The following is a 12,754-nucleotide window of genomic DNA, read 5'->3' as shown; positions in this document are numbered from 1 at the left end:
AATATATTAAATTGCATCAATAGTATGATTATTTAAACAAAAAAACACATGTCTACAATTAGAAAAACAATAACATTTACAGAAAAACAAGATAAGTGGATAAAATCACGAATTACTATTGGAGAATTTACTAATGATAGTGAATATCTTCGTGATTTGGTTAGACGTGACCAAGCAAAAAATGCCAAATTTTCCGTTCTTAAAGCAGCCATAACAGAAGGTATGGAAAGTGGCATTAGCCATAAATCTGTTCCTGATATTATGAAAGAAGTCGAAGAACGAATGCGAGCAGATGGGCGTTTATAAAGTATCTGGAAAAGCCGAAAGTGATCTTACCAAAATGTACGAATATGGAATTGAAGCGTTTGGATTAAAACAAGCGAAAACATATCTATTGGGAATACACGATATCTTTCAAATTCTATCAGATAACATTAATCTTGGACGCGATGCTTCAGAATTTGTATGGTCTTTAAAAAGGTTTTCTTATAAATCTCACACTATTTTTTATTTGGCTACAGATATTGATATTTTGATTGTTCGTGTGCTAAATCAAAGTATGTATTATGAAAAGAATTTATATTTATAGGTTTTTCTTTACATGATTACAATAAAACTAACATTTTTAATGTTACAAAGACATTTTATATAATGTCTGATTATAATTTCAAATCTGTACTATAATGTTCCGTGTTATGTAACTTGAGCTTTGGTTAAAAGCGAAAGTTGTTACTATAGTTTCTAAAAAAAAATTATTCCAAAAAGTTTCTTCTACAATGTTAATGGAACACTCTTTATGTGACGACGTAGGAGGGAAGCATAATGTGTGTGAAATGGGAATTACCTATTTTATAATTTTGCTAAAACTTCCAATTTTTTAAAAACAATAACCTTATACATAGCACTAACTGGGACTTTATTATTTTCAATTAACAAATACGTTCTTGTTGCCTTTGTAACTCTACTCAAATTGGAAATATATGATTTATGTGTGCGTTTGAAATTTTCAGATAATAATGTGTTGATATTAATAAGCGTTTCGGAGATCAAGTACATTCTTGAATCTGTAAAAATTTTCAAATAATTTCCAAAACTCTGAATATACAGAATTGATTTAAATGGAATATTAACGGGCATTCCATCATATTTTATTTGAAGTTCTTCACTTCCACTATTTTTTTTAGGTTGAGTTATTTTTGAAGCTGAAACTTTGTTTATTGCTTTCAAAAAACGTTCAATTTTTATAGGTTTCAACAAATAATCTACAACACCATAATTATAACTTTCTAATGCATACTCAGAATAAGCCGTAGTTAAAATAACTTTAGGTGGTTTTATCATAGAACGCAAAATTTCCATGCCATTAAGTTCAGGCATTTCTATATCAAGAAAAATGAGATCAACTTCATTTTGCTGAGTGAAATTGATAAATTCATGTGGATTCCCTGTGCTTAATACTAATTCAAAGTTGTCAATTTTAGAACAATAATCTTCTAACACTTTACGTGCTAGTATTTCATCATCTACGATACCAATTTTAATCATTATCTATTTTTTTTTAGTATTGAAACTGTTAAATCAATAGATAAATTTACATGATATACTTTTTCTTTATCATTAATTTCTAATAAGTGAGAATTAGGATATAATAGATTCAAACGTCTTCTCACGTTTTCAAGACCCAGCCCTTTTCTTTTCGATGCAGAATCCATGGGAGGTTTTGAATTAACTACACAAAAATGAAGGGCGGTTTTTTTTATAGCCACAGAAATATCAATTTTACTCTGTTCATTAGTACTTTGGGCACCATGTTTAACAGCATTTTCAACAAATGGGATTAGTAACATTGGAGCAATCCTTAAGTCCAACCAGTCTCCTCCAATTAAAAATTCAACATTACAACGTTTACTCAATCTTTTTTCTTCAAGTAATAAATAATTTTCTATAAATTCAAGCTCTTCTTTTAATAAAACGGTATCTTTTTTAGAACTCTCTAATTGATACCTCATTAGTTCTGAGAGCTGCATTACAAGATCAGGTGTTTCTGGCGATTGCTGTCTGGAAAGTGAATAAATACTATTTAATGAGTTAAATAAAAAATGAGGATTCACTTGCTCTTTCAAATAGTTAAGCTCCATCTCTTTTTGTAATTTTTCTTTCTCAACATTTTCTCTTTGGATGATCATATTTCTTCTTAAAAAAAAAGCAGCCATACCGGTTCCAGTCGTATAAATAAAAAAGAAAAAGAATTTGGAAACATCATGCCAACCTTTCACATTTGCTTTTAAATAAGCGCCAAGAAATATGCTAGCAATGAGTAGTATTCCATATAAAAAATATCTTCTCTTATCTAAGAAAAAAGGAATGAAAACAAAATGATTTATCCAAACGATACCCATAATATAAGCTGCATAACTAAGTCCCCATAAATAAAAAGAATAATTAGTGTCAAATCGATCTCTAATTAACCATCCACTCAATATTTCAAGTATCAATACCAATAAAAAGGCTCCTATGTTAATGAGTATTGTATTCTTCAAAGACTTTTTAATCATAAACTCTTTTAGTAAATATCTAACAAAGATACTATCTATACATACAAATTTCCATGATTTTTATACAAAAGCCTTATATCAATGACGAAATGACTTTATCATTTAATTGTTGTGTTTATCCTATTTAAGGTATTAAACAATGATTATAATATATTTTTATCCAACATTTAATTATGGGTGTCGAACTTTTATATAATAAAGATTACCATAAAAAATAGTAATTAACAAGTCGTTACCAAACATTTATAAATAATAAAAACTATGAAAAACAAAACAGGACTCCTACTTTTAATTCTTCTTATAATAACAAATAGTAGCTTTGCCCAACAAAGTGATCCCCAAGCACCCGAGGCTACATCTGCCGAAGTCAGGCTCTTGTCCAGGGATCTTTCTGAACTCAAAGACCCCTTTATCGATGCAACACCAACCGATAGAAAAGACGGTATCCTCGTGGGCGAATTAGGCATCGATGGTGGCAATAAAGCGATGATTATTAAGCTGGCCCAGGAGATCGCCGACAATAAACATGGTCCTTTCGATAGCTTTCTTATTGCCCATAAGGGTAAGCTCATCTTTGAATCCTATTATTCACGTGGTCGCATCAACCTGCCTCATTACCAAGCGTCAGCGACTAAAACCTATACTGGCTTTGCGCTTGGCCGCGCTATACAGTTGGGGTATCTCACCATGGCCGATTTAGACAAACCTCTAGTTAGTTTTCTCAAAGACCTAGACCCGACAAAATTTGTTGCCGGTGTAGAAAAAATCACCCTACACCACGCGCTCACGATGACTTCTGGTATCCGCATCACTAAAGAACAGGAAGAAGAATTCAAGAAAAATCCAAGCCTGTTAAAAGGTCAAGGGAAAGTTCAGGCCATTCTCGAGCATAGCACGCCTATTACCATAGCGTCTCAAAGTTTTAAATATGGGGGCGGTCCAGAGTTGGTAATGCAAGTTATTGACGCCGTGGTACCGGGATCGGCTAAAGACTTTATTAAAAAAGAACTCCTCGATAAATTGGGCATCACTAATTATGGCTGGCGGACTGATAATGTTACCGGCCTGCCAGAATCTGGTTGGCGCTCGAGCATGACATCGCGCGATATGGTCAAATGGGGCACTTTGGCCGTTAACAAAGGTAAATGGAATGGAGAACAGCTGGTTCCGGAAGCGTTTATCGACAGAGCAACTAGTAGGATCCTCTATACTGGCGATGATGATCCCTTCGGCGGCGGCAAAGATGTCTCTGATTATGGTTATGGTTATTTCTGGTGGAATGCGGAATTGAAATCCGGCAATAAAAGTTATTTCAGCACATCTGCTCAGGGCGGTCACGGCCAGTTTATCATTCTAATCGAGGAACTTGACTTGATGGTTGTGGTTACTGCTCATGATACAAAACCTAGCACCCTGCAAAAAACGGCAGAGAGGATCTTACCCGCTTTTATTCAAAATTCTATTCAAACTATGAACGGAAAAAGTGATAGCCAGGATAAATTCCCAGTCCTCGAAGGCCCTTATTTTGGAGAAAAGCCACCGGGTTCAACCCCTGAAATTTTTGCTCCTGGAATTATTTCATTAAATGGAAGAACTGAGTATGGCATTTCGTTTTCTCCTAAATTAGATGAAGTATATTTTTCAGCTAAAAATAAAATAAGCGGAGACGCAGCTATTTATTTCTCAAAACTCGAAGGAAAAAAATGGACACCTATTAAAAAAGCAAATTTCACTAAAGGTAAAAAAGATACCGAAATGCAACCCTTTGTTAGTTTTAGTGGTAAAAAGATTTATTTCACAGCTCATAACTCAGACTTAACGGACAGTAAAATTTGGTATGTAAACCGTTTGGAGGATTCCTGGGGCGATGCAATACAACTTGATTCACCTATAAATGATGATGAAGTTTTTCATGCGAGTCCAGCAAAAAATGGAGATCTATTTTATTTTAATCTATCAAAAATGAAACTGTATTATGCACCCAACAAAAACGATGAATTTCCCGAAGTACAGGAAGTTGAAATTGAATTTGGGTTTCACGGTTTTATTGCCCCATCTCAAGATTTTTTAGTGGTAGATGCTCGAAATAAAGATGACAAAAGAAAAGACAATGATCTTTATGTCTATTTTAAGAAGCAAGACGGAACATGGACAAAACCAATTAACCTTGGAAAAGAAGTAAATTCTAACTTTAATGAATCTGTCCCGAGTATCACTCCAGATGGTAAATATTTGTTTTTTAGTCGAAAAACCGAAGAAGGTGGATTAAAAAACTTTTATTGGGTGAGTACAGAAGTTATCCATAAGTTAAAAAAGGCTTATTTTAAGAAGGAGTAAAATACTTTTAGTACACATGATTTTGAGACTAATTGCACATAGGTTTGGTAATAAACATTTCAAAAATTTAAACAATGAGAAATAACAACTTTATAATTGCAGTACTTGTATTTGCACTATTTTTAAATGCTTGCAATACCAAAAATCAGAAATCAAAAGACAATGATTCACCAACTATAGAAACCGCCTATTTTGGAGAAAAGCCACCGGGATTAATTCCTGTAGCGTTTGCTCCTGACATTGTTTCTCCAGAAGGGCTTTTTGAAGGTGGTACGTTTTCACCAGATATGAAGGAGTACTATTTCTCTAGGAAAAATGGAAAATATGAAAAACGTACATTTTTTGTTATTCGATATGAAAATAATAGTTGGGGGAACGAATCTGAGACCGATATAAAATGGCCAAGCTTCTCTGAGGATGGTAATATGATATACGGTGGAAAGGAATATAGGGAACGAACCGACACTGGTTGGTCGCAACTCAAAAGTCTTGGAGAATTCTTGAAAGACCAAGCACACGGTATCTCGCTTTCATCTAATGGAACCTATTATTTTGGTTTTCGAGAAAAGGAAGGCAGGGGATATGGTTCTATCCGTTATTCACGTCTCATAGACGGCAAACGTGAAAAGCCAGTAAAAATGAGCAAGGAGATTAACACAGGAAAATATATTGCCCATCCCTTCATTGCTCCGGATGAATCCTATTTAATGTGGGATGCTGAGAGAGAAGGGGGATATGGTGGTAGTGACTGTTATATTAGTTTCAGGCAGCAAGATGGTTCATGGGGAGCAGCAATTAACATGGGCGATAAGATAAACACATCATCAAATGAAAGTAGCCCAAGTGTGACACACGATGGCAATTATTTATTTTTTTCGAGGGGAGACTGGGAGGTTAAAGAAGATGGAATTACTAATTGGGTAGGAAAAACTTATTGGGTGGATGCTCAGGTTATTGAGAATCTCAGACCAAACAATAAACCATAAAACAAAATGAGGTTACTGGCCATCAAAAGCTTTGATTTTTAGGTTATTGTCAAATAGAGTTAGAATGTAAAAACGGCCTCATAAAATTTTGGTTAAAACAATAGGAAAAAAGAGCGTCCATATTTTAGGGGTTTAGTAATACACTTTCTTAAGAGTATCAATTATGCAAGGGATATCAAAGCAATGTTAATGAGTTACAATGTTTCCTAAAATATAGCGAATGAACCGTAAATTGTTTCCAAAATTATATGCAGCCTTGAATTTTTGTTTCTTTTGTTTCAAGACAAAAGATAAAGAAACATTAAAAGAAATCTTCTATTAAAAGATTAAATATAACAAGTGCATAGAATTTTATTTTTCTTAAAATTTATACTCTTGTGGTAATCCACGAGAATCTCGTAAATTTTTTTATTACGTACATTTCCTCGAGTACGCGATTTTTAATAAGAGCAAAAAGGTTAGCTTTTATTTTGGCGTTGGCAAGCGTTGGATAATTGTGTGTAAAATAAATTGCCAGAGCAATTTGATTTTATAAAACAATCGGGCGCTTGGTAGGTCGAGTAACCGGGGCGGATTACTCCGCCCAAGTCCTCTAAGAACCGTACTTGCGACTTTCACCGCATACGGCTCAAGCTCTCTAAAGGCGACTATTGATCACCCAGCAAATCTTACCGATAAATCCTGATATGGCTGTTTTTTCTAGGTTTTCTTGCCGACCAAATTACTCTTCTGCAATGAAAGTATTTATCCCATTGAGGATCGAACGGGTTGGCATTACCTCTAATCAACCTATGTCGGACAACTTTAGTCCGATTAGCTTTAATTAGTTGAAACTCATTACCTTTCTTATCCTTCCCCGAAAAGACCCAGTTACTGGTAGAGTTAGATTTAAAGTACTTGCCTTTAATCCATATCCCTCCTTTGTTTGGATGTCTCCTCTTGGCCCATTTCCAAATAGTATTCCAAACATAACAATCAAGGCTGTTGAACTGTTTATTAGCCGAGATATGTCTATGATAGTTACACCATCCTCTAATAATAGGGTTGAGTTGTTGGATAAGTTCTACAGGTTGAGAAGCCTTGTTTTTATTGACAACTAACTTGATTTTAGCTTTTACTGATTTACAGCTATCTTTTGATGGCTTTATTCGATTCATTTGCTTTCCTTTGTTAAAAATTTTATTACAATTTTCTCGTAAAAGAGAACCCGATGGAAGTCAGCTTGTTTGCACAATAAGGTATATACCTCTATCCAACTCATTACAAACTGGCATTTGCTTTTTCCATCATCCCATACCTGCATATCCATAGGCTAATCTTACGGTTTGCTTTCCCAATCAATGATTGGGAGATATACAGGCTTACCACGTTCCACTCAAATAACAAGATGGGTTAGGCTCTGTCTCCACACCGATGGAGCAACACCCATGTATGGTAATAGCCGAAATACCATAGCTTGTCCATCTACCTTTTGGTCACAGCGTATCATCAATTTTCGCTGTCTGATAAATTACGATGCTTATCAACAGTTCACATGTGTTAACCCTACCATCTAAGTCAGTTCCCGATTGAGTATTGCTGTCAATCTGTAAGGACTTCACAGTCTTTGTCAAGAAACATTGTCCCGATAGCTTTACACCCAGAAATTGCTCTCCACGCATATATTGGTAGACTACTTGTGATGGAACACAAGGTTTAATCAACTTGTTTAAAGAACGTTAAACAGTTATTTGAGCGACTTCGTGTCGCACCGGCTATTTTACATAACAACAAATTATAGATACAAATATTTTAAAAAAATCTGCGAAGCAAACCGCTTATTAGTTTAATGACCCAAGTTCTAATTATTCTAATGAAAACAAATTCTGGGATATTTTACATAATACTACATTATAGCTATCAAATGGAAACAACTGCTTAAACAACATAATGAACATTTGTACTATAATGTTCCGTGTTATGTAACTTGAGCTTTGGCTAAAAGCGAAAGTATTTCTAAAGTTCTAAAAAAATTTATTCTAAAAATTTTCTTTACGATGTTAATGGAACACTTTTTATGCGACGACGTAGGAGGGAAGCGTAATATGTGTGGAATGGATTAGTTGAAATATTTTTCTTATCTTTAAATTATTGATTGTTTGACACAATTAAAATCTCCCCTTTAAAAGAAACACCTTAGCGTATTTTAATAGTTACAATCCATTTGTAATGGTTCTGTAAATTTAAACCCGTTTATGAATTTTACCTTATAAACTTTAAAATAAATTATGAACACATGAAAAACTTAATAAAATTTATTAATAAGGCTATAAAAATTGATGTCTTTGAAAAAAAACAACTGTTTTTATATATAAGTCTAGCTCTAATTGTTAATCCTTTATTTTCTCAAGATTTTACTGAAGAATGTGTCAATGCTATTGCTAATAACCATAGTTCAATGGTTGTAAAAAAAATATTAGCTAAAGAAATTCCTAACTCAAATAGTTCAATTCCATTCAATAATAGTTCTTTAAGGAATTCCAATATTGCTCTAAGTGGAGTTACAGAAAAGTACATTTCAATGAGGGAGAAAGATGCTATTGCTGATTTCACGTTAAGAACCACATTTGATGTTTTGAGTGGCTCATTATCCTTAGCCACTATAGGAACTGGTCCTCTTGCACCTATCATAAACAAAGGTGTTAGTTATGTTGCAGATAAGTCATTAGAACATGTAGCTGATATGGCTGAAGATGAAATGAAAAGGTCCTCTGGTAAGTTTTTAAAGCATGGGATAAAAAATTATTTAAGAGATAACGGTATTGAGAGTATAAAAGATAAAAATCCGAAGGTTGTAGTTGAGACATTGCAAGCCAATGGCTATTTCCCAGGTATTGAAATTGATGATTCATTAGATGAAAATGGACAGAAAATAGTTATGGGAGCAATGATTAATGAATTATCCAAAACGGATGAAATCACATTAAATATTTTGGCTGAACAAGGTGAAAATATAGAAAATATAGAACAAGACGTTATCAACTTAAAAGCCTTAGGACAGCAGGGCAAACTCACACTTTTTTCAGCCATTTTGTTTACTTAAAAACACACTTAATTATCTGATATTTAGTTAGATAGCTGTTGTTTTTCATTTTAAATTATTGTATATTATACTGATAATCAATAATTTAAGTGTTTTAAAAACAATGAACAAATTCAAGTCTATATTCAGTAAGATAAACGATCCTAGAAGCGATATAAACAAGCTTCATAACTTAGAAGACATCCTTCTTATTGGTATAATTAGTGTGATTTGTGCGGCAGATTCATGGAAAGATATGGAAACTTATGCCAAAGCAAAAGTAGATTTTTTGCGTTCATTTCTTGATTTGCCAAATGGTACGCCCTCTGATGACACCTTTAACCGAGTGTTCTCTTCCATTGATTCAGAACAATTTGAAACCTGTTTTATAGATTGGGTCTCTAATTTGATTGATATAACGGCTGGCGAGGTTATTCCCATTGATGGTAAAACCTTGAGAGGTGCTAAATCTAATGGTAAGAAATCCCCTTTTCACATGGTAAGTGCTTGGGCAAGCAAAAACAATATGGTTTTAGGACAGGTCAAGGTTTCTGAAAAATCCAATGAAATTACGGCCATACCAAAACTACTGGAACTAATTACTGTAAAAGGATGTGTAGTTACCATTGATGCCATGGGCTGTCAAAAGGCTATTGCAGAAACTATTATTAAACAAGAAGCAGATTACATCTTAGCTGTAAAAGAAAACCAAAAGCAATTGCATCAAGATATTCTAGACGAATTTCGCTTTGGCAAGACTATAGATAGCCATACCGATGAAGATCTGGGACACGGCAGGATAGAAACACGAAAATGTAGTGTTATCAATGACTTTAAATTTATTGAAGACCAAGATAAATGGACAGGGCTGGAAAGTATAGTAAAAGTAGAAAGTATTAGAGAATTTAAAAACTCCGACAAGCCAACAGAAACAGCTACAAGATATTATATATCAAGTGTGAAAACAGATGCAAAAGCACTACAGAAAATGATACGCTTACATTGGGGAATTGAAAACAAACTACATTGGGTACTCGATGTGGCTTTCTCTGAAGACGCCTCAAGAAAAAGAGCTGGTAATGCTGCCCAAAATTTCTCTATACTAAGCAAAATTGCACTAAACTTGCTAAGAAAAGATAAACAAACCAAGCAAGGACTAAAAGGAAAAAGGCTAAAAGCGGCTTACGATAACAACTATCTTATTAAGATCTTAGGAATAAAAGTGTGAGTTTGCCCTGCTTAGGACAGAGCTTATGGAACGCTGTTCAAGTAAATGACCAAAGAATTTCAAGAATAGCTAGTAACATGACTTCTATTAAAAATAATCTACAAAATCAAATTGATAGAAATAGTTCTGACATATTGGCGAATAGTTCCGATATTCAATATTTACAAGAATTTATGTATGGTAAGATGTCTTCTAAAGAAAGAATGCATGCCATCAATAATGGGTTTTTTGATATGGATCCAGATAAACGAGAAGAGATTAAGGAGCAATTGGAAATGGAAATTGCAAGAGAGCAAATTATTCAAGATATGGGTATGTATTTAAATTCTGCGAGTGATATCCTAAATATTGCATCGAATCTGGGTTTTGATTCTCCACTTTTGGATGATGTAGGAAAGCTTGTTCAAGCAGGAGATCATATACTAAAGGGAGTTGCAGCTTTAAGTTCTCCGATGGGATATTTAAGTGCAGCCTCATCCTTTAGTAATGTACTTTCAATTGGTAAGCCCGATGCAGGAGCAACCAGACATAAGCAAATCATGAAAACTCTTGGTAAGATTTTAAAAAATCAACATGAGATGAAAATGCAATTAAACCGAATGGAACAAAATCAATTACAAATTTTGGAAGGACAAAAAGTCATATTTGACGAAATAGTAAAACTTGGAGAACAAATTAAAAAAAACCATAATGAATTATTACACGAACTTAGAAGAATACGGGAAGACATTTATATTAGTAGAGAAGGTATAACAGAATTAATTAGACGTAATTATAAACTTTGTTATGCACCATTAGAAGACGCTGGAGGTACCTTTGATAAACTTAATTATAAAAAGTTGAATAGACACTTTAGAAAATGGAATAAACCAACTTCTAATAACATACTTCCATGTACAAATGGTCTAAATAGTACGATTTCATTTGGTGGTGGAGTTTCAAGTAATGCCTTTAAAATGAACTTTGACATGCAAGGAGAGGATAGAGACAAGATAAGCGAATTTTTAAATGGTTATTGGTCTTTACAAGTTTCTGTTATGTCTCAAATTCTTGAAGAAGAGCAGATTGGTTTTAATAAATTTTTCTTAATGTCATTAAATCCAAATTATAGGATTTCAAATATAGAGCAAGTTTATAATAGTGATATTGAATATATAACACCGGAACGATTATCCCAATTAGAAGAAATCATAAATTCTGGCAATAAAAGCATATTTAAGGACTATTATAGTCCAATTCAAACTTTAGAAATTGCAAAACTATTTAAAGAATATTTCGTTTTCTACGAAACAGTGGCTGATGATGGAAAATCCTTGAAAAAAGTAAAGGAACTTGCGGGTTATAATGAAGAAAATGGAGCTTTAGGTCATACTTTATCAAGAATGATACTACATCTAGATATTCTAATTTTTCAACAAAATTTAATTTCGGGGTCTGCTTTATTACCTCATTATTATAATATACTACTTAGCGAAAATGAAGCTTTAAAGTCTAATATCCTCAAATTGTTTAGACTAAATTCTAGATTAAAATCAAATTTTATCAAGTATGTAGTTTTAAAACAACTTAAAAAAAATAATACTACATCAAGAATGTATCATTTTAGCATTAACTCTCCAGAAACAGAGGATTCATGGTTATTGTTAAAATCTTTGGGTAGTATCCCTAATTCAAAATTTGTCTGGAAAGATAATGACTATCTAAAGCTTAACAAATTAGGGATAAATCAAAACTGGTTTCTTAAATTAATGAATAAACACAATGATTTACCAGATGATATTTTGTTACAGTTACCAACATTGATTGAAATTGAAACTGGGCACTTATCGTATACAAATGAAATTTTCGAAGCTATAGAAATGAGAAATACGTTACTCGACAATTATTATGGCATGAACATTAATAAATATTTTAATAGACAAGAACGACAACTTTTAACACAAACATTAATATCAAATTGAAAATATGAAAACAAAAATTTTATTATTATTTATTGCAATTCCTACTCTGACCTTTTCTCAAGTGCAAATACTTAGAAACGTACCTCCAATTACGGGAAGTGGTAATAGTTTTTTTGCCAAAGATTTATCGCCTGTTACTTTTAATACGATGAAAATTTTCGGTATTGTAAGAGCAGGAGGTACATGGAGAATAAATAAAAGCAAACTCGATATAATAAATGAAGGGAGTATATTTGTTTATCAGACGAGTAAAACTTATTCCAAAGAAGAGATTAATGATGAATTTAAAAACCAAAATACTAAAATAGATTCACTAACGTCAAGATTTTCAAAAACAGAAACTGAAATAAAACAATTAATATCAAAATCTCTACAATCCTTTGATTTGAGCGAATCTATTAAATCTGAAATGATAAAAGCATTAGACAGCTCTTTAAATGATTTAGTTACTAGAAAAGTTGATCGTGCAATTATTATAAAATCGGAAGTTATAAAGAGCCAAATAATTAATGAATTAGCTGAAGATCCTACTTTTATTTCTAGTATAAAAAAAGCAATTGAAAATTAGTATTAACCTGATAGAATTTTATTTATGGTATGACGTAGGAGGGAAGCATAATATGTGT

The 12,754-nt window shown here is 32.9% G+C and carries 11 protein-coding genes; 8 read left to right on the top strand and 3 right to left on the bottom strand.

From position 1 onward, the window contains the following. Positions 1-48 precede the first annotated feature (48 nt). Positions 49-306: a type II toxin-antitoxin system ParD family antitoxin gene (locus FAF07_RS16295; protein WP_142786112.1), complete on the top strand. Its 258-nt coding sequence runs from the start codon at positions 49-51 to the stop codon at positions 304-306. After that, entirely contained in the window at positions 293-589 is a 297-nt protein-coding gene (locus FAF07_RS16290; protein WP_142786111.1) for a type II toxin-antitoxin system RelE/ParE family toxin, read from the top strand. Before FAF07_RS16295 ends, FAF07_RS16290 begins: the two co-directional genes overlap by 14 nt. 260 nt (positions 590-849) lie before the next feature. Here FAF07_RS16290 and FAF07_RS16285 read toward each other — a convergent pair whose 3' ends face one another. Then, positions 850-1,545, bottom strand: a complete 696-nt coding sequence (locus FAF07_RS16285; protein ID WP_142786110.1) for a LytR/AlgR family response regulator transcription factor — start codon at positions 1,543-1,545, stop codon at positions 850-852. Beyond that, complete coding sequence (locus FAF07_RS16280) at positions 1,545-2,555, bottom strand: sensor histidine kinase (protein WP_142786109.1); 1,011 nt, start codon at positions 2,553-2,555, stop codon at positions 1,545-1,547. Before FAF07_RS16280 ends, FAF07_RS16285 begins: the two co-directional genes overlap by 1 nt. A gap of 261 nt (positions 2,556-2,816) precedes the next feature. On the opposite strand from FAF07_RS16280, the gene FAF07_RS18725 reads away from it, so the two are divergent. Then, complete coding sequence (locus FAF07_RS18725; RefSeq protein ID WP_221930764.1) at positions 2,817-4,892, top strand: serine hydrolase domain-containing protein; 2,076 nt, start codon at positions 2,817-2,819, stop codon at positions 4,890-4,892. A gap of 74 nt (positions 4,893-4,966) precedes the next feature. Continuing rightward, entirely contained in the window at positions 4,967-5,878 is a 912-nt protein-coding gene (locus FAF07_RS16265) for a PD40 domain-containing protein (protein ID WP_142786108.1), read from the top strand. Positions 5,879-6,546: 668 nt separating this feature from the next. Here the strand turns inward: FAF07_RS16265 and FAF07_RS16260 are convergent. Next, the gene (locus FAF07_RS16260) at positions 6,547-7,035 is read right to left on the bottom strand and encodes a group II intron maturase-specific domain-containing protein (RefSeq protein WP_142786107.1); all 489 of its coding nucleotides are present in this window, start codon (positions 7,033-7,035) and stop codon (positions 6,547-6,549) included. Positions 7,036-8,153: 1,118 nt separating this feature from the next. On the opposite strand from FAF07_RS16260, the gene FAF07_RS16255 reads away from it, so the two are divergent. From FAF07_RS16255 to FAF07_RS16240, 4 genes are all read left to right on the top strand, one after another. Next, positions 8,154-8,960, top strand: coding sequence for a hypothetical protein (locus FAF07_RS16255; RefSeq protein WP_142786106.1), 807 nt, complete (start codon positions 8,154-8,156; stop codon positions 8,958-8,960). 103 nt (positions 8,961-9,063) lie between these two features. After that, on the top strand, positions 9,064-10,167 hold the full coding sequence (locus FAF07_RS16250; RefSeq protein WP_142784254.1) for an ISAs1 family transposase: 1,104 nt from the start codon (positions 9,064-9,066) through the stop codon (positions 10,165-10,167). Positions 10,168-10,244: 77 nt separating this feature from the next. Beyond that, positions 10,245-12,128: a hypothetical protein gene (locus tag FAF07_RS16245; protein ID WP_185956467.1), complete on the top strand. Its 1,884-nt coding sequence runs from the start codon at positions 10,245-10,247 to the stop codon at positions 12,126-12,128. 4 nt (positions 12,129-12,132) lie between these two features. After that, positions 12,133-12,696, top strand: a complete 564-nt coding sequence (locus tag FAF07_RS16240) for a hypothetical protein (protein WP_142786104.1) — start codon at positions 12,133-12,135, stop codon at positions 12,694-12,696. The last annotated feature ends 58 nt before the right edge of the window (positions 12,697-12,754 follow it).

The organism is Changchengzhania lutea (genome assembly GCF_006974145.1).
Taxonomy (GTDB): Bacteria; Bacteroidota; Bacteroidia; order Flavobacteriales; family Flavobacteriaceae; genus Changchengzhania; species Changchengzhania lutea.
This window is presented reverse-complemented; position numbering and strand designations above follow the sequence as displayed.